The sequence below is a fragment of the Streptomyces sp. NPDC048604 genome (assembly GCF_043199435.1).
Taxonomy (GTDB): domain Bacteria; phylum Actinomycetota; class Actinomycetes; order Streptomycetales; family Streptomycetaceae; genus Streptomyces.
In genome coordinates, this window is record NZ_JBICVX010000001.1 from 664166 (window position 1) to 682627 (window position 18462).

Below are 18462 nucleotides of genomic sequence, written 5' to 3' on the forward strand. Positions count from 1 at the left end.
GGGTTCCTAACGGGTGAGATAATCCGTACGGTCCATGTCCTACCCCGGATCGTGGAGCTGCACCGTGCCGACACCCGAAATACCCGATGAACGGCTGGCGAACATCGCGCAGTGGGCCATCGCCCGGATGGCGCGTTCCGACCGGGCACCGGTCGCCGAACGCATTCTCGGAGCGGCCGGCCAGCGCGTCCAGGATCCCCGGGTGCGGGCGGACCTCCTCATCGACGGGGCCGAGGCCCGGCTCGCCCGGGGGCATGTGCCGCGGCATCTGACCAAGGCGTACGTGGCACGGCTCGAGCGGGCCGACCAGGAGCACGAGGCCGGGCGCTGGGCGGCCGCCGGAAGCGAGACGACGCGGGCGCTGCTGCTCGCGTACCACCGGGTGCTGCACGTCGACGGGCTCACCTCGCCGCTCGCCGACCACCCCGGCCGCTACACCGGTCCGCTGCGCAAGAGCCGCGCCGCGGCCGCGCTGCGCCGGCCGCGCGGGCGCACGGGCACGGCCGCCGCGCCGCCGGCCGGACGGCCGCAGCGGATGCTCTTCGTGCACCACGACAACGACAACTTCCTGCATCCGGTCCACGACCGGTACGCGGCGGATCCGGGCGTGGAGACGCGGGTCCTCGACACCGCGCACGACCCCGTCGTCGGGCCGCTGGCCAGGGGCGTCACCCGGATCGTCCAGCGGGCGCTGGGCGGGCAGGTCGCCTACGGCAAGGACCTGGAGGCGGCGCTCCGCCCGCACCTGGACTGGGCCGACACCGTCTTCATCGACTGGTGCGCGATGGGCGCGGCGCTGTTCTCCCTGGTGGACCCCGGCAGCACCCGCATCGTCGTCCGGCTGCACAGCTACGAGGCCTTCAGCCTGTGGCCGCACATCGTCGACTTCTCCCGGGTGGACGACCTCGTGTTCGTCAGCGAGCACCTGCGCGATCTCTGCATCGCGGCCGTGCCCCGGCTCAAGGAGAAGGGCGCGCCCCGGCTCCATGTCATCGACAACGCCGTAGAGCTGGCCCCCTTCGACCGGCCCAAGAAGCCGGACGCCCGGTTCACGCTCGGGCTCGTCGGCGTCGGCCAGGTGGCGAAGGACCCGCGCTGGGCGCTGGAAGTGCTGCGGATGCTGCGGGAGAAGGACGACCGCTACCGGCTGCACCTGATCGGCTCCCCGCTGGACCCGGGCGTCGGCCCGGCGGCGGCCCGCTACCACAAGGCGTACGCCCGTGAGCTGCGCCGTCTGGAGGGGGTCGGCGCGGTGCGGCACATCGGGCAGACCCCGGACGTGCCGGGGGCGCTCGCCGAGATCGGCGTGATCCTGAGCGCGTCGGTGCGCGAGAGCTGGCACCTGGGCCTGGTCGAGGGCGCGGCGAGCGGCGCGGTGCCGGTGGTGCGCGACTGGCCGTTCTTCGCGGGCCGGCCGCGCGGCGCGCGGGCGCTGTTCCCGGAGTCCTGGGTGGTGCCCGACCCGGCCGCGGCCGCGGCGCGGATCCTGGAGCTGACGGCGACCGAGGACGGCTGGCGCACGGCCGGCCGGCAGGCGGCCGGGCATGCCCGGGCGGCCTGGGACTGGTCGCGGGTCCAGCGCGATTTCGACCGGCTGCTGCTGCCGGCCGGCCGGGCCGTATGCTCGACCGGCGAAGCGCCCGCAGAAGGCGAGGAGCCCGAAGCGGCACTGCCCGCAGAGGCACAGCCCGCAGAGGCACTGGGAAAGGCAGCAGAGTGAACTACAGGGTCCAGCCCACCGCGCAGGTCGACGAGACCGCGGAGATCGGCGCCGGCAGCAGCGTCTGGGAGCTCGCGCAGATCCGTGAGAAGGCCCGGCTCGGCGAGGGCTGCGTGATCGGCCGCGGCGCGTACGTGGGCACGGGCGTGCAGATGGGCGACAACTGCAAGCTGCAGAACTACTCGCTGGTGTACGAGCCGGCCGAGCTCGGCAACGGCGTCTTCATCGGCCCCGCGGTGGTCCTGACCAACGACCACAACCCGCGTTCGGTCGGCCCGGACTTCAAGCAGAAGCGGGGCGGTGACTGGGAGGCCGTGGGCGTGAAGATCGCCGACGGTGCCTCGATCGGCGCCCGCTCGGTGTGCGTGGCCCCGCTGGAGATCGGCCGCTGGGCGATGGTCGCGGCCGGTGCGGTCGTCACCAAGGACGTCCCGGACTTCGCCCTGGTCGTCGGCGTGCCGGCGCGGCAGATCGGCTGGGTCGGCAAGACCGGCGTCCGCCTGGTCGAGCGCGAGGGCGAGCCGGGCCTGTGGGAGTGCCCGAAGACGGGCGACCTGTACCGCGAGGCGGACGGCACGCTGACGGAGGCCTGAGCGGCCGCGGACGCGTGGCGCCTGTCGCTGGTGAGGGGACCGGTTCGCCGGTCCCCTCACTCGTTCGGCCGCTGTTCCGCCGTGACGTTCGTCGCGGTCACGCGCCCGTCCCCCTCGCTCGTTCGGCCCACTGCGGACGCATAGGATGTCGGGATTCCCCGCCCCCCGGCGCCCCGACGATGCGAGGCCGACACATGTCCCAGACCGACGTTCAGGTCCCCCCACGCAGGGATGCGAGCGACGGGCCGCAGCCCGGCGTACAGCCGCCCGCGCCGGTCCGCCTGTACGCGCTGGACGCGTTGCGCGTGGTGGCCGCCCTGTCCGTGCTGCTGTTCCACTTCACGGGCGTGGACGCGGCGAGCAAGGCGAACTGGGGCGTCAATCCGCGGGAGCTGTTCCCCTGGCTGTTCCCGTTCACCAAGTACGGCTCGTACGGCGTGCAGCTGTTCTTCATCATCAGCGGCTTCGTCATCTGCCTGTCGGCCTGGGGCCGTGCGCCCGGCGCGTTCGTGAAGGCGCGTTTCCTGCGGCTGTTTCCCGCGTACTGGTTCTCCATCGTGGTCGCGCTGCTGGTCTGGCGGGGGCTCCCGGACGGCTCGCGCGCGGTGCCCTCGTACAGCGACGCGCTGACCAACGTGACGATGCTCCAGGTGCCGATGAAGGCGGCGCACCTGGTGGGTGCGTACTGGACGCTGTGGGTCGAGCTCACCTTCTATCTGCTGTTCCTGGTGGTCATCTGGAAGGGCCTCAGCTACAAGCGGGTCTCGGTGTTCTGCTGGCTGTGGCTGCTGGCGAGCGTGCTGGGGCAGCAGGACCAGGACATCCCGCTCGTGGGGATCTTCGCGCAGCCGCTGAACACGGCCCTGTTCGTGGGCGGTATCGCGATGTACCTGATGTACCGGTTCGGGCCGGATCTGAAGCTGTGGGGGCTGGTCGCCGCGAGCTGGCTGGTGATGCAGAGCGACCTCATCGAGCACGCGGACGGCCAGCTCGCCAAGGGCTACGACCGCTCCCCGTACGTGGCCCTCGCCCTGGTGACCGTGTTCTATCTGCTCGTCCTCGCCGTGGCCCTCCGGAAGCTGGAGTGGGTCTCCTGGAAGTGGCTGACCACCGCCGGGGCGCTCGTCTACCCGCTCTACCTGCTGCACGAGGAGCTGGGCTGGGCCGCGATCCGGGAGCTGTACCAGCGGGATCTCGGGCCCTGGCCGACGCTCACCGTGGTGACGGTGGGACTGCTGGTGCTGGCGTGGCTGACGCATGTGTTCGTGGAGAAGCCCATGGTGCGTTGGCTCAAGGCGCGGCTGGCGCGTGAGGCGGGCGAGCCGAAGGAGCTCGTCCGCGGCTGACGCACCGTCAGCCCTATAGCAGGGCGGAATTCTTCCGTCCACAACCGCGGGTCGAACACTCGGTAAGGATTGTCCGAAGAATTTCGACCCGCGGGTACAACCTACGAAGATCGAATCCCGTCTACCTCCCCGGAACGTCAGGGAGGCAGAGGAAAAATGGGCATTCGATCACGCCGCGCCGTACTGGGCCTGTTCGGTCTCGCGGGGGCCGCGGGCGCCTCGGCGTACGCGCTGCGCGACAGCGGTTCGGCGGCGACGGCCGTCACCGTCGGGGGCAACAGCACGCCCGCCCCGGAGACCTCGCCCACCGTGGCCGAACCGACCGTGCCCGCGACCTCCCCGTCGATCCTCGCGGAGAACCGGCTGCCGGGCTCGAAGGACTGGATCCAGTACCGTGACAACGCCCTGTGCTCCAGCGACATGCGGGGCCAGATCATGGGGTACGCGTCGACCACCTCGGCCGGCCGCGGCGAACTCGTCGACTTCCACGTCTCCGTGCGCGTCAACCAGAACTACCGCATCGCCATTTACCGAATAGGCGACTACGGCGGCGCCGGCGCCCGTCTGATGACCACCAGCGAGCCCCTGCGCGGCATCCGTCGCCCCGTCCCGGCCGCCGACCCGAAGAGCGGTGCCATCGAGTGCGCCTGGCCCGTCTCGTGGAGCCTGCGGATCCCCGACGGCTGGCTGTCCGGCCTGTACCAGGCGGTGTTCACCGCGGACGACGGCCACCGCAGCAGCACGCCCTTCGTGGTGCGCGAGCCTGAGCGCGCCTCCGCGCTGCTCGTCGTCATCCCGTTCGCCACCTACCAGGCCTACAACATGTGGCCGAAGGACAAGCGGACGGGCAAGAACCTCTACCGCGGCTACCTCCCGGACGGAAAGCTCGGCGGCACCGAGCAGCGCGCCCGCAAGGTGTCCTTCGACCGCCCCTACTCCGGCAGCGGCGTGCCCAGCTGGTTCAACATGGACAGCAGCTTCGCGCGCTGGGCCGAGGCCGCCGGCTACGACGTCACGTACGCGAGCAGCCTCGACCTGCACGACGGGACGATCGACCCGGCCGCGTACCGCGCCGTGGTCTTCCCGGGCCACGACGAGTACTGGTCGCAGGCGATGTTCGACTCCGCCATGAAGGCCGTCCACGGCGGCCGCGACCTCGCCTTCCTGGGCGCCAACAACGTCTACTTCCACGTCCGGATGGAGCGCTCCCGTACGGGCGTGCAGGACCGGCTGATGGCCTGCTACAAGTCGAGCCACGACCCGGCCCCCGACGCCGCCGGGCGCACCTCGCGCTTCCGGGAGGTGGTGAGCAACGGAAGCCGGGGCGAACAGCAGCTGCTCGGCATCCAGTTCAACGGCATCGTGCCGACCGAGAAGCCGTTCCCGCTGGTCGTCAAGAACGCAGGCCACTGGCTCTGGGAGGGCACCGGCGTCCTCGACGGCGAGCGGCTTCCCGGTCTCGTCGGCATCGAGGCGGACGCGTACGACCCGAGGGGAACCGAGCCGGCCGGCGCCACCCGTACCCTGCTCGCCGAGTCCCCGTACAAGGACTCGCGCCCCGGCGCCCGTCAGCGGTCCGTCCAGCACACCGCGCTCACCGAGTTCCCGGGCGGCGGCTCGGTGTTCGTCGCCGGCACCTTCCACTGGCCGATCGCCCTGGTCGACGGCGACCCGTGGGCCGACGAGAAGATCAAGGACCGCGAGGCCCGAGTGAAGATCCGCCGGGCGACCGCCAACCTCGTCGACCGGATGCTCGGGTAGAGACCCACGCGAAGGGGCCCCGCCCCGGCTTCGACAGCCGGTGGGCGGGGCCCCTTTCAGCAGTACGTACGCGTCAGCCGCCGATGACGACGCGGCGCACGCCCTCCCAGTTGGCCGGGTCGGTCGTGCGACGGCCGTCGACCAGCACGGTGACGTCCGGCAGGTCCTTCGCGGCCAGGGCGCGGTACTCGGCGTGGTCGGCCTGCAGGATCGCGGCCGTGACCGTCTCGCCGCGGTGGGCCGGCAGCTTGTGCGCCTCCAGCTCCTCCACGGTGTACATCGGGTCGGACACGAACGGGACCGCGCCGCGGGCCTTGAGGGCCTCCACGGTGCCGTACACGCCGGAGAACGCGGTCTCCTTCACGCCGCCGCGGTACGAGGCGCCGAGCACGAGCACGTTCACGCCGGCCAGGTCGCCGTACGCGGCCGCCAGCAGGTCCACCGCGTACTCGGGCATCGCGGCGTTGGCCTCGCGGGCCGAGCGCACGACGGTCGCCTCCGGGTCGTTCCACAGGTACATCCGCGGGTAGATCGGGATGCAGTGGCCGCCGACGGCGATGCCGGGCTGGTGAATGTGGCTGTACGGCTGCGAGTTGCAGGCCTCGATGACCTTCTTGACGTCGATGCCGTTCTTGTCGGCGAACTTGGCGAACTGGTTCGCCAGGCCGATGTTGACGTCGCGGTACGTGGTCTCGGCCAGCTTCGCCAGCTCGGAGGCCTCGGCGGTGACCAGGTCCCACACGCCGTTCGGCTGCGGCAGGTCGTCGCGCTCGTCGAAGTCGAGGACCTTCTCGTAGAACTCGACGCCGGCCTTGGTGGAGGCCTCGTCGATGCCGCCGACCAGCTTCGGGTAGCGGCGCAGGTCCGCGAAGACGCGGCCGGTCAGGACGCGCTCCGGCGAGAACACCAGGTGGAAGTCCTGGCCGGCGGTCAGGCCGGAGCCCTCCTCCAGCATCGGCGCCCAGCGGGTGCGGGTGGTGCCGACCGGCAGGGTGGTCTCGTAGGAGACCAGGGTGCCCGGCTTCAGGCCCTTGGCGATGGCCTTCGTGGCGGCGTCCATCCAGCCGAAGTCCGGCACGCCCTCGGCGTCCACGAACAGCGGGACGACGACCACGACGGCGTCGGAGTCGGCGACGGCCGCGGTGGTGTCGGTGGTGGCCGACAGCAGACCGGCGCCCACGGTCTCCTTCAGGAGACGGTCGAGGTCGAACTCGCCCGGGAAGGGCTCGGTGCCGGCGTTGACCAGCTCGACGACCTTCTCGTTGACGTCCGCGCCGATGACCTTGTGGCCCTTGGCGGCGAACTGAACAGCGAGCGGCAGGCCGATCTTGCCGAGCGCGACTACACAGATTTTCATCGGGTCAGTTTCCTCTTCACACGGGACATCGTCTGGCGCAGTCGCTTGCCCACGCCGAGCGCCGGCTCCCAGAGCGGGGCCGTGGTGATCACGAGCCGCCCCTTGGAGTTCGCGGTGGCCGAGACACGGTACGGGACGGCGTCCCGCCAGCGCCGCGCCAGCGGCAGCGGCCGGCCCTTGGTCCGTACCGGGATCTCGTACATCGAGCCTGCCACATCCAGATAGGCGCGGACGCCGAGGGTGGCACGCTTCACCTGGAGCGGGAACCGGGCGTGCAGCACGGTGCCCAGGCCGTCCTCGGCGGGCTCGTGGTGCTGCTCGCCGCCGGGGGCGGACAGCTCGGTGCCCACCGGGAGGCGGCGGCCGCCGGGCTTGTCCGCGCTCTTCGGCATGGCCCGGTCGGCGAGCCGGAGCACCGCCCCGTCGGCCAGTCCGGCCACCGGGACGCGTACGGCGAGCCGTACCGCCAGGTCCTGGCCGTTCTGGTCCCACTCCGCGGACACCAGGCCGGTGCCGGTGGACAAGTGCTTGGGGACGGCCTCGCCGATCACCTCGAAGAGGCGGTCGGGCAGGCCGAGTTCGGGGTCGCGGAAGCCGGGGTAGCGGACGTACGCGCGCTCGTCCTCGAGCAGCAGCGGCCAGCCCTCGCCCTCGGTGTCGCCCTTGATCGCCTCGATCAGCCGGTCGACGGCCCCGGCCTGCGCGAGCGCGATCCGGACGCGGCGCTGCACGTCCATGGAGTCGCGCAGCGGCTCGGTGAAGTACTCGTCGGCCAGCTTGGCTATGCCGGCGCAGACCTCGACCTGGGTGGGCCGGTCCACGGACGGGAAGTCGTCCTGGATCAGCTTGGCGAGCTCCCAGGTGAAGTGCCGCTTGAAGACCCAGTCGCGCTTCGGGCCGGGCTCGATGAGCTCCGCCGTGTACGCCATGATCCGCTCGACGCAGTGCAGCCGGGCCAGGTGGTTCGCGCGGTAGGTGATGTTGCTCGCGTCGCCGCGCTTGACCGCGTAGTAGCAGGTGTAGTCGGCCACCACGGAGATCTTGCGGGCCTTGACGCAGGCCTCGATGGTGAACGGCTGGTCGCTGCCGACCGGCATGTCCTCGGGGAACCGCAGGCCCAGCTTCTCGACCAGGTCGCGCCGGAACAGCTTGGTGTTGGCCAGGGTGAACGGCAGGGCGGAGTCGTACAGGCTCACGTCCGGGTCGTTCTTCTTGTACAGCTCCTGGTGCACGTACCGGCCGTTGGTGCCGACCATCTTGCCGACGACGACGTCCGAGTCGTTCTCGTCGGCGCAGGCCACCATCCGCTTGAGGGCGTCCTTGCCGAGGTAGTCGTCCGAGCCTATGAAGTACACGTAGCGGCCGGTGGCCAGGTCGAGCGCCCGGTTGCTGGGCGCGGCCGGGCCTCCGGAGTTGGCCTGGTGGACGACCTTGACCGTGCCCGGGTACTTCGCGGCGAAGCGGTCCAGCTCCTTGCCGCTGTCGTCGGTGGAGCCGTCGTCGACGGCGACGACCTCCAGACGGTCGCGTCCGATGCTCTGGCCGAGGAGCGAGTTCAGGCACTCGGTCAGGTACGGCATCGTGTTGTAGACGGCGACGACGACCGTGACGTCGGGGACGGTCGTCACATTCTGCCCCTCTCGGCGGCGCCCGGCACCAGGCGGGTGTACAGCCGGTCGAGGACCTCGGCCTGCGCCTCCCACGTCCAGGTGTCGAGCAGCCCCGGCTTGTCGTACGCGGCCTTGTACTTGTCCGGGTCCGCGAGGACGGCCTTGATGGCGCGCGCCAGGTCGTCGGTGTCCTCGGCCTTGCAGATCTCGCCCTGGCCGGTGGACCGGGTGACCTCGGACATCGTCTTCACATCGCTGACGACCAGCGGCAGCCGGGCGTGCGAGTACTCGAAGAACTTCGTGATCAGCGCGATCTCGTGGTTCGGCCAGTGGTGGATCGGGATGCAGCCCACGTTCGCCGCGGACAGGAAGCGGACCACCTGGTAGTGCGGCACGTACGGCACGGCGTGCAGCCGGTAGCCGACGCCCAGCTCCTCGGCGCGCTTCAGCAGCCCCTGGATGTAGCCGGCGGCCGGCGCGGGCACGACGAACGCCATGTGGACGCCGTCCAGCTTCGGCAGCGCCTCCACCATGTCGCCGAGGCCGCGCTGCGGACCGGGCGAACCGCTGTAGACCACGAGCGGCACGTCCGGGCCGATGCCGCACAGGGCGCGCAGGTCCGGGACGGGCTCGGCGTCCTCCAGGGCCGGGTCGGTCTCGACCGGGCGGTCCGGGGCGTTGAGCACGACGGTCGGCTGCTCGCTCAGGCCGTGGCGCTCGCGCAGCAGGTCGCCGAGGCCCTCGGAGACGGTGACGACGGCGTCGGCGTACGGGGCGAACTCGCTCTCGTGCGCGGTGTTGCCGGGGATCCAGTGGGCGTTGTCCTCCCACGGGCGGACGCCGGGCAGGTACTCGTGCGCGTCCCAGACCAGCTTGACCGAGCGGCCCTTGGCGCGGGCGCGCACCGCGGCGCGGGCGCCGACGCCGAGCATCCGGAAGTCGTTGGCGTGGATCAGATCCGGCTGCAGGGCGTCGATCTCGGCGCCGTACGTCAGCTCGTAGTCCCAGAGCACCGGCTCCAGACGGCGCCAGGCGCGCTTGCCCTTGGCGGCCTTCCAGGTCGCGGTGAACGCGCGGTCGACCGGGCCGCGCAGCGCCTTGCCGGCCTTCAGCGCCTGCCGGGTCTGCCGCGCGCGGAAGCCGACCCACTTCTGCATGAACTTCGACACCGGTCCGGCGACGACGAGGCGGGCCGCCTCGCTCTTGCGGAACAGCGGCGAGCCGACGGCCTCGGGGACGACCTTCAGCGCGGCGCGCCGGGTGGCGACGTCCGCGCGCCAGGCCTTGGCCCACTGCTGCCGGTAGGCCGACATGGGGCCCGGCTGGTACGCGAACGGGCGGCGCAGCAGGGAGCGGTGCCGCTCCGCGTGCCGCTTGGCCAGCGGGGTCTTCAGCGGCAGCAGCTTGACCTCGGCGTCGCCGAGCTTCCAGGTGCGTCCGTTGCCGGAGCGCACCAGGCCGAGCAGGGTGACGTCCCAGCCCGCCGCGGCCGCGGACTCCGCAGCCTTCTGCACGCGCGAGTCGCCCTCGACCTTGTTGTCGACCAGCATGACGACGCGGCCCTTCGGGGGGCGAGGCGCGCCGGCATTCTGCGAATCCATGAACAGCCTTTCTTGACCGATCACTTGAGGAAGCCGCTCAGGACCTGTGCGGTCCAGGTTCCGTCGTGGTAGGTGTGCGCGAACTCCTCCGACGCACGGCCGATGCGGGCCGTGCCCTCACGGTCGTCGAGCAGCGTCTGGAGGACTTCGCGGAGCGTCTCGGGGGTGGCGTTGACGATCGGCAGCGCGCCCTCGGTGACCGCCTTGACCTCGTCGCTGATGTAGCCGACGACCGGGCGGCCGGCCGCCATCGCCTCGACGGCGAAGGTGCCGTAGCTGCCGGTGGTGAACTGGTCGAGCACGACGTCGCAGCTCTGCACCAGCTCACGCATCTCGGCCCACGGGATGCCCTCGGCAAGCTTGAACTCGATGACGCCCGCCTCGTGCAGCTCGGTGAGCAGCGGCATGATCCGGTCGGTGCCCTTGGTCCAGCGCTTGGACGGGGCGTGCAGCACGACGGGACGCTCGCGCTCCATGACCGGGTGCTCGCTGGCCCAGGACTTCACGTCGACGACGAGCGGGGCCCACTTCGCGGTGGGCAGGTCGTCGAGCAGGTCCGGGGTGGTGACGAACAGCGGCAGACCCGCCGCGTCGGCGATCTTCCGGTTCAGCTCCGCCTTGGCCTGGAGCTTCTCGACGATGCCCTCGGGGGCGTCGTGGAAGAGCGAGAAGGCGTGCCGCCGCATGTGGTCGCCGGGGTGCCGGATGTCGCTGCCGTGCGCGAGCAGACCGACCTTGATCTTGGCCTGCTTGAGCGCCGCCAGGTCGCCCTCGACGGACGGACCGTTGAGGTAGCCGAAGACCGGCAGGAAGGCGTCCACGAGCATGTGGGTGTAGCGGCCGACGACCCGCTCGACCTGCTGGAACTGGACGTCCAGCTCGCGCAGCCGGGTGGCGTCGACGTACACGTCGGCCGGGTAGTCGAAGGACTCGGGCCGCTTGTTCATCACGACCTCGACGGAGACGTCGGGGTTGAGACGGGTGATGGCCTGCGCGTACGCGGCGCCCTGGCCTGCGTAGTTGGCCGGGCCGAGGCCGAGCTTGATCTTCGTGTTGCCGAGCTTCTTCCAGACCGGCTGGCCGTCGTCGGTGGTGATCTCGACCTCACGGACCGCGCCGGGGGTCTCCTGGACGGTCCAGGACACCTCGGGCCGCGGGCCGGGCGGGGTCTTCTTCGACAGCTCGCGGTACAGCTGGAGCAGCTTGCCGCTCTGCGCCTCCCAGGACAGGTCCGTGAGGACGTCCTCGGTGATCGCCTCGGCGAGCTTGTCCCGGTTCTTCATGGCCCGGGTCGCGGCGGCCGCGAAGGTCTTCGGGTCGTCCCAGGTCCAGACCTCGCCGAGGCCCTTCTCCTCGACGTACGCCTTGATGACCTTGACGTCGCTGGTGACCAGCGGCAGCCGGGCCTGGAGGTACTCGGAGACCTTCGTGGGAAGGGAGACCTCGCAGTTGGGGACCTTCTTGAACGGGGTGAGGCCGACGTCCGCGGAGGACAGGTAGTCGGCGACCTCGTGCTGCGGCACGTACGGCACCAGGTGGACGCGGTCGCGTACGTCGAGGGCCTCGGCCTGGGCGAGCAGCTCCTCCAGGAGCGGGGTCGTCCGGCCGACGACCAGCGCCAGGTGGTAGCCGGGCAGTTCGGGCAGGCCGTCGATGACCGCGTCGACGCCGCGCTCGCGGCCGATCCAGCCGGAGTACACCATCAGCGGGACCTCGGGGCCCAGACCGCAGGCCTTGCGCACCGAGTTGCTCGACTTGCCGCCGCCGATGACCTCGCGGACCGGCGAATTGCCCACAACCAGCGGGAGCTTGCCCAGCTTGTGGTCGTTCCTGAGCAGCTCGGCCATCTGCGTCGAGACGGTGACGACCGCGTCGGCGCGGCCGATGAACTCGGCCTCCATCGCCGGAAGGGCGTACGCCTGACGCTTGTTGGGCCACTCGACGCCCTTGATGTACTCGTGCGCGTCATAGAGCCAGGCGCACTTGTGGCCGGCGGCCTTCAGGCGCGCCGCGCTGCGGGCCGCGGTGACGATCATCGTGGCGTCGTTGGCGTGGATGACGTCCGGCTTCAGCTTCTCGATCACCGGGCCGAAGGCCAGGTCGAGATCGACGACCTGCGGCCAGTCGCGCCGCCAGTCGCGCACCGGCGACGGGTCCTTCGGCTTGCGCCGCTGCTCCCACTTGAACGCCCGGACGCGGAAGCGGTGCACCGCGCGACGGGCCCGGAGCAGCGCCTTCAGGGACGTACGGCGCGTGCCGCCGGCCCACGCGGACTCGGCGGACTTCTGCCGCACCCACGCGCGGTAGGCCGCGCTGTAGCGATTCAGCGCGGCCTGGTCCTGGATCTGGAACTGGGTGGCGGCGGCACGCACCGGATGCGGCTTGCGGGCGGTCACCGCCCGGAGGTACTCGGAACCCACGGGCACCCGGATCACGTCGATCGGGCCCATCTTGGAGTGCTGGACGCGCCTGGTGTCGCTCCTGCCGATCAGGGTGACGTCCCAGCCGTCGCGCGCGGCGGCGACGGCGGTCTTCTGTACCCGCGAGTCGCCGGTGATTCCGTTGGCGACGATCACCGCGAGCCGCGGCCGGCGGGCGTGGGATTCCATGAGCTACTTCCTCCGGGAAGACTTACGTTCGGCGTCCCCGGCCTCCGCACGCGGGAGGCCGGGGACCGGCGGGCAGCGGCTACCCGCCGCCGAGATGGGTCAGGCAGCTCCACCCGCGTTGTCGTCCAGACGGACAGTAGTCCGGTCGGCAGCGGAGCGCAGAACCGCCGCGGCGACCTCCACCGTACGCAGACCCTGCCGCAGGGTGCAGATGTCGGCGTCCTTGCCGAGCATCGCGTCGCGGAACAGCTCGTGCTCGACGAGCAGCGGCTCACGCTTCGGGATCGCGTAGCGGATCATGTCGCCCTCGGACACACCGCGGAACGCCTGCAGCGCCTCCCACTCCGTCGCCTGGGCGGCATTGGAGTAGAAGGTGAGGTCGGCGGTGAGCGTGTCGGCGATGAAGCAGCCGCGCTCGCCGGTCACCGAGGTGAACCGCTCCTTCAGCGGGCTCAGCCAGTTGACCAGGTGGTTGACCATGGTGCCGTCGGAGAGCTGGCCGACCGCGGAGACCATGTCCTCGTGCTCACGGCCGGACTTCGACACCGTGTGGGCGGCGATCGAGGTGTACGACCGGCCGGTCACCCAGGCGGTGAGGTCGATGTCGTGCGTGGCGAGGTCCTTGACCACGCCGACGTCGGCGATGCGGTGCGGGAACGGGCCCTGGCGGCGGGTGACGACCTGGTAGACGTCGCCCAGCTCGCCGGCCTCCAGCCGCTGGCGCAGCGAACGCAGCGCCGGGTTGCAGCGCTCGATGTGGCCCACGCCGGCCACCAGGCCGCGGGACTCGAACGCCTCGACCAGACGGCGGGCGCGGTCGACGGTGTCGGCGACGGGCTTCTCGATGAGCGCGCCCACACCGGCCTCGGCCAGCTTCAGGCCGACTTCCTCGTGCAGGGCGGTCGGGCAGGCGACGACGGCGTAGTCGACACCGAGCGCGATGAGCTCCTCGACGGTCGACAGGACCGGGGCGCCCTGCGCCCAGCCGTTCTTGTCGCCCATCGGGTCGACGACACCGACGAGCTGGACGCCGTCGAGCCCGGCGAGTACACGGGCGTGGTGGCGTCCCATGGAGCCGAGGCCGATCAGGCCGGCTCGCAGTGCAGCGGCAGTCACAGGTTCTCTCCCAGCGCGTTCACGGCGGCGACGATGCGCTCAAGGTCGTTCTCGGACAGGGACGGGTGGACCGGCAGCGAGACGACCTCGGCGGCGGCCTTCTCCGTCTCGGGCAGGTCCCAGTTACGGCCGGCCTTCTGGTCCGGCTCCCAGTACGGCTTCAGGCGGTGGATCGGGGTCGGGTAGTAGACCGCGTTGCCGATGCCCGCCTCGGTGAGCTTGGCCATCGCGGCGTCGCGGTCGCCCTTCACCCGGATCGTGTACTGGTGGTAGATGTGCCGCGCGCCCTCGGCGACGATCGGCGTGACCACGTTCTCGGCGGTGATGTGCTGCGAGAGGTACGCGGCGTTGGCGATGCGCTGCTCGGTCCAGCCGGTCAGCTTGCCCAGCTGGACGCGGCCGATGGCGGCGCTCACGTCGGTCATGCGCATGTTGGCGCCGACGATCTCGTTCGCGTACCGCTGCTCCATGCCCTGGTTGCGCAGCAGGCGCAGGGTGCGGGCGATCTCGGCGTCGGCCGTGGAGATCATGCCGCCCTCGAGCGAGTGCATGTTCTTCGTCGGGTAGAAGCTGAAGGTGCCGCCGGTGCCGAAGGCGCCGACCGGCGTGCCGTTCAGGGCGGCCGCGTGCGCCTGGCAGGCGTCCTCGACGACGGCCAGCTTGTGCTTGTCGGCGATGGCCATGATCTTGTCCATCGCGGCCGGGTTGCCGTAGATGTGCACGGGCATGATCGCGGCGGTGCGCGGGGTGATCGCGGCCTCGACGGCGGCCGGGTCGATGTTGAAGCTGCTCGCCTCGATGTCGACGAAGACGACGTCGGCGCCGACCAGGCGGACCGCGTTCGCCGAGGCGGCGAACGAGAAGGACGGAACGATCACCTCGTCGCCCGGGCCGATGCCCATGGCCATCAGAAGGAGGTGCAGCGCGGAGGTACCCGAGTTGACGGCGACGCAGTGGCGTCCCTGGACGACCTCCGAGAACTCCTCCTCGAAGGCGGCCACCTCCGGGCCCTGTACGACGCGGCCGGTGCGCAGTACGCGGACCGCGGCCTCGATCTCCTCTTCACCGATGACCGGGCGGGCAGCGGGAATGGGCTGCTCGTTGATGCTCGCCATGGACGTCCTCCTTGAACACCGCAAGAGCTCTAGTGGCAGAGGTCTGGGGTGTGGCGGGCGTCTCGCGAGGCCGCGCGTACCCCTCCGGCGCGATGCCGACGCCCTACCGAGGAATGCTGGGACCGAGTCTTCCCGACCCGGGTCGGTCACCGACCGTAGTCCCGTGCGGAGGCCCGAGTCGGCGGCGACCGGGCGTCACATTATCAGGAATTTCCTAGTCAATTTCTGGGCCGTTTACGTGGCCAGGCATCAATTCTGAAACAAAGTCCTGACCTCGTCGGACACTCTCGGACCGCCCGCACGAGGTGTTCAATCCACGGCCATCATTCGTTCAACCGAACAACAGCGGGGAGTGACGACCGTCACGCGACGGACGTCACTCCCCTTGGCCGTGGGCCCAGCGGGCCGGACGACTACTGCTCGGCCGCGGCGGTCTTCGTGGCCGTCGCCTTCGTGGCCTTCTTCGCCGTGGTCTTCTTGGCCGCGGTCTTCTTCGCCGCCGTCTTCTTGGTGGCGGCCTTCTTGGCCGTGGCCTTCTTGGCGGTCTTGCGCGCGGCCTTCTTCGCCGGCGCGCCCTCCTCCGTCTCGGCCTCGGCCTCCGCCGGGGCCTCGGCCTCGGGAGCGCTGGTCACCACGACGACGGCGGCCTCCTCCGCACCGGCCGGCGCGCCGGCGGGCGCGGTGGCCTTGCGGACGACCCGGCGGCGGGCCCGCGGCGGGGCGGCCACGGGGGCCTCCTCGACGACGGGCGCCTCCTCGGCCGGGACCTCCGCAGGAGCGGGCGTCTCGACGACGACCGGGGCCGGCTCGACGACCTCGGCGACCGGCCGGGCCTTGGCCGGCGCGGACACCTCGCGGACCACCCGGCGACGGCGGCGACGGCCACCGCCCATCGCGGCCTCCGCCTCGGCGGCGGAACCGTACAGCTCCTCGTCCGCCCCGATGGGCTCCTCGACGGCGACCGGGGCGGCGAGCTCCGCCGCCACCTCGGCCTCGGTCTCGGTCTCGGCCGTCTCCGGCTCCACGACCTCGACGTGCTCGTGCTCGTGGACGTGCTCGGCGCCGCCGCGGCCGCGCTTCTTCGCCCGCTTGCCGCTGCCGCCGCCCCCGTGGGTGGTCGGCTGCTCCATGTGCACGATGACACCGCGGCCGTTGCAGTGGACGCAGGTCTCCGAGAAGGACTCGAGCAGACCCTGGCCGACCCGCTTGCGGGTCATCTGCACCAGGCCCAGCGACGTGACCTCGGCCACCTGGTGCTTGGTCCGGTCCCGGCCCAGGCACTCCAGCAGACGGCGCAGCACCAGGTCGCGGTTGGACTCCAGGACCATGTCGATGAAGTCGATGACGACGATGCCGCCCAGGTCGCGCAGCCGCAGCTGGCGCACGATCTCCTCGGCCGCCTCCAGGTTGTTCCGGGTGACGGTCTCCTCGAGGTTGCCGCCCTGCCCGGTGAACTTGCCGGTGTTGACGTCGACGACGATCATCGCCTCGGTCTTGTCGATCACCAGCGAACCGCCGGACGGCAGCCAGACCTTGCGGTCCAGCGCCTTCATCAGCTGCTCGTCGATCCGGTACGTGGCGAAGACGTCGACCTCGCTGGTCCACCGCGACAGCCGGTCGACCAGGTCGGGCGCGACATGGCCGACGTAGCCGTGGATGGTCTCCCAGGCGTCCTCGCCGCTGACGATGACCTTGGAGAAGTCCTCGTTGAAGATGTCGCGGACGACCCGGACGGTCATGTCCGGCTCACCGTAGAGAAGGGTCGGGGCGTTGCCGCTCTTCGCCTTCTTCTGGATGTCCTCCCACTGCGCCTGCAGACGCTCGACGTCACGGCGCAGCTCGTCCTCGCTCGCGCCCTCGGCGGCGGTGCGCACGATGACGCCCGCGTCCTCGGGGACGATCTTCTTCAGGATGGTCTTCAGACGCGCCCGCTCGGTGTCCGGGAGCTTGCGGCTGATGCCGGTCATCGAGCCCTCGGGCACGTAGACCAGGTAGCGGCCGGGCAGCGAGACCTGCGAGGTCAGACGCGCGCCCTTGTGGCCGATCGGGTCCTTCGTCACCTGGACGAGGACGGACTGGCCGGACTTCAGCGCGGTCTCGATGCGGCGCGGCCCGTTGGCCATGCCGAGCGCCTCGAAGTTGACCTCGCCGGCGTACAGGACCGCGTTGCGGCCCTTGCCGATGTCGACGAAGGCGGCCTCCATCGACGGCAGCACGTTCTGGACCTTGCCCAGGTAGACGTTGCCGACGTACGAGGTGGCCTGCTCCTTGTTGACGTAGTGCTCGACGAGCACGTTGTCTTCCAGGACGCCGATCTGGGTGCGCTCGCCGCTCTGGCGGACGACCATGACGCGCTCGACGGCCTCACGGCGGGCCAGGAACTCGGCCTCGGTGATGATCGGCACACGGCGGCGGCCCTGCTCGCGGCCCTCGCGGCGGCGCTGCTTCTTCGCCTCCAGACGCGTCGAGCCCTTGATGGACTGGACCTCGTCGGACGGCTCCGCCTTCGGACGGGGCTCGCGGACCTTGACGACCGTGCGGACGCCGTCCTCCTCGGCGGCCTCCGCCTCGCCGCCGGACTCGCCGCTGCGGCGACGGCGCCGGCGACGACGGCGCGAGCTGGCGCTGCCGGACGGGGCGTGGCCCTCGGCCTCGTCGCCGTCCTCCTCGCCCTCCTCGAACTCCTCCTCGGCCTCCTCGGCCTCGGCCGCGGCCTCCTCGGCCTCGTCGGCGTCGGCGTCCGCACCGCGGCGACGGCGGCGGCCGCCCCGGCGGCGACGGCGGGACGGACGCTCCTCGTACTCGTCCGAGTCCTCCTCCGCCTCGGCGGCCTCGGGCTCCTCGGTCTCGACCTCGGGCTCGTCGGCGACCGTGCTCGGGACCGGCTCGACGGCGACGGGCTCGCCACGGCGGCGACGGCGGCGACGGCCGCTCTCGCGCTCGGCGGACTCGGCGGCCTCGACCGTCTCCACGACGGCCTCGGCCGTCGCCTCGTCCTCCTCCGGCTCGACCGCGGCGGCAGCCGCCGCGGCAGCGGTCTCCGGCGTCTGGAACATCGGCTCGGTGAACACCGGGGCCTGGAAGACGGCCACGGCGGGGCGGGCGCCACGGCGGCCGCGCGCCGGCTGCTCCTCGGCCCTCGCCTCGGCCTTCGGCTCAGCCTTCGCCTCGGTCTTCGGCGCCGGCTCCGCGGTGAACTGCGGGGCCGTGACGCGACGGCGGGTACGGCCGCGGGTGGCGGCCTTCTCGGCGGCCGCGACCTCGGCGGCGGCCGGGGCCTCGGGGGCGATCTGCTCGACGACGTCCTGCGGCAGGGCCTCGCCGGCGACCTCCTCCTCGGCGACGGCCGGGGACGTCACGGGCGCGGTGGCCTTGCGGGTGGCGCGGCGGCGGGCACGGGCCGGCGGAGCGGCCTCGACGACCGGCTCCTCCACGACCTCGGCCGTCTCCTCGACGACCGGCGCCTCCACCACGACCTCCTCGGCCACGGCCGGGGACGTCGCAGGAGCGGTGGCCTTGCGGGTGGCGCGGCGGCGGCCACGGGCCGGCGGAGCGGCCTCGACGACCGGCTCCTCCACGACCTCGGCCGTCTCCTCGACGACCGGCGCCTCCACCACGACCTCCTCGGCCACGG

General features: G+C 71.5%; 11 protein-coding genes. 4 read left to right on the plus strand and 7 right to left on the minus strand.

Features of this window, described 5'->3' with window-relative positions:
* Nucleotides 1–64 precede the first annotated feature (64 nt).
* From ACGFMM_RS03215 to ACGFMM_RS03230, 4 genes are all read left to right on the plus strand, one after another.
* On the plus strand, nt 65–1720 hold the full coding sequence (locus tag ACGFMM_RS03215) for a glycosyltransferase (RefSeq protein ID WP_393642586.1): 1656 nt from the start codon (nt 65–67) through the stop codon (nt 1718–1720).
* Nucleotides 1717–2313, plus strand: a complete 597-nt coding sequence (locus ACGFMM_RS03220) for an acyltransferase (protein ID WP_393642588.1) — start codon at nt 1717–1719, stop codon at nt 2311–2313. Before ACGFMM_RS03215 ends, ACGFMM_RS03220 begins: the two co-directional genes overlap by 4 nt.
* Before the next feature lie 194 nt (nt 2314–2507).
* Entirely contained in the window at nt 2508–3659 is a 1152-nt protein-coding gene (locus ACGFMM_RS03225) for an acyltransferase family protein (protein WP_393642590.1), read from the plus strand.
* Nucleotides 3660–3815: 156 nt separating this feature from the next.
* On the plus strand, nt 3816–5420 hold the full coding sequence (locus ACGFMM_RS03230) for a N,N-dimethylformamidase beta subunit family domain-containing protein (protein WP_393642591.1): 1605 nt from the start codon (nt 3816–3818) through the stop codon (nt 5418–5420).
* A gap of 73 nt (nt 5421–5493) precedes the next feature.
* Here ACGFMM_RS03230 and ACGFMM_RS03235 read toward each other — a convergent pair whose 3' ends face one another.
* The 7 genes from ACGFMM_RS03235 to ACGFMM_RS03265 form a co-directional block, all read right to left on the minus strand.
* Complete coding sequence (locus ACGFMM_RS03235; RefSeq protein WP_393642592.1) at nt 5494–6777, minus strand: nucleotide sugar dehydrogenase; 1284 nt, start codon at nt 6775–6777, stop codon at nt 5494–5496.
* On the minus strand, nt 6774–8357 hold the full coding sequence (locus ACGFMM_RS03240) for a glycosyltransferase family 2 protein (protein WP_393642805.1): 1584 nt from the start codon (nt 8355–8357) through the stop codon (nt 6774–6776). The genes ACGFMM_RS03235 and ACGFMM_RS03240 overlap by 4 nt, the downstream gene beginning before the upstream one ends.
* A gap of 44 nt (nt 8358–8401) precedes the next feature.
* Nucleotides 8402–9988: a glycosyltransferase family 4 protein gene (locus ACGFMM_RS03245; RefSeq protein ID WP_393642593.1), complete on the minus strand. Its 1587-nt coding sequence runs from the start codon at nt 9986–9988 to the stop codon at nt 8402–8404.
* Between the two features lie 20 nt (nt 9989–10008).
* Nucleotides 10009–12597 carry a glycosyltransferase family 4 protein gene (locus ACGFMM_RS03250; RefSeq protein ID WP_393642595.1) on the minus strand — a complete coding sequence of 863 codons (2589 nt, stop codon included), beginning with the start codon at nt 12595–12597 and terminating at the stop codon, nt 10009–10011.
* A 99-nt stretch (nt 12598–12696) separates the two neighbouring features.
* Nucleotides 12697–13713, minus strand: coding sequence for a Gfo/Idh/MocA family protein (locus ACGFMM_RS03255; protein WP_393642597.1), 1017 nt, complete (start codon nt 13711–13713; stop codon nt 12697–12699).
* Entirely contained in the window at nt 13710–14828 is a 1119-nt protein-coding gene (locus ACGFMM_RS03260) for a DegT/DnrJ/EryC1/StrS family aminotransferase (RefSeq protein ID WP_393642599.1), read from the minus strand. The genes ACGFMM_RS03255 and ACGFMM_RS03260 overlap by 4 nt, the downstream gene beginning before the upstream one ends.
* Nucleotides 14829–15241: 413 nt before the next feature.
* Nucleotides 15242–18462 (minus strand): Rne/Rng family ribonuclease (locus ACGFMM_RS03265; protein ID WP_393642601.1); only part of this gene is annotated, 3221 nt, incomplete at its 5' end.

Coding starts and splice junctions, on each gene's coding strand:
- ACGFMM_RS03245 (WP_393642593.1), bottom strand. CDS start 9,988: ATGGATTCGCAGAATGCCGGCGCGCCTCGCCCCCCGAAGGGCCGCGTC.
- ACGFMM_RS03235 (WP_393642592.1), bottom strand. CDS start 6,777: ATGAAAATCTGTGTAGTCGCGCTCGGCAAGATCGGCCTGCCGCTCGCT.
- ACGFMM_RS03260 (WP_393642599.1), bottom strand. CDS start 14,828: ATGGCGAGCATCAACGAGCAGCCCATTCCCGCTGCCCGCCCGGTCATC.
- ACGFMM_RS03250 (WP_393642595.1), bottom strand. CDS start 12,597: ATGGAATCCCACGCCCGCCGGCCGCGGCTCGCGGTGATCGTCGCCAAC.
- ACGFMM_RS03240 (WP_393642805.1), bottom strand. CDS start 8,357: ATGCCGTACCTGACCGAGTGCCTGAACTCGCTCCTCGGCCAGAGCATC.
- ACGFMM_RS03230 (WP_393642591.1), top strand. CDS start 3,816: ATGGGCATTCGATCACGCCGCGCCGTACTGGGCCTGTTCGGTCTCGCG.
- ACGFMM_RS03225 (WP_393642590.1), top strand. CDS start 2,508: ATGTCCCAGACCGACGTTCAGGTCCCCCCACGCAGGGATGCGAGCGAC.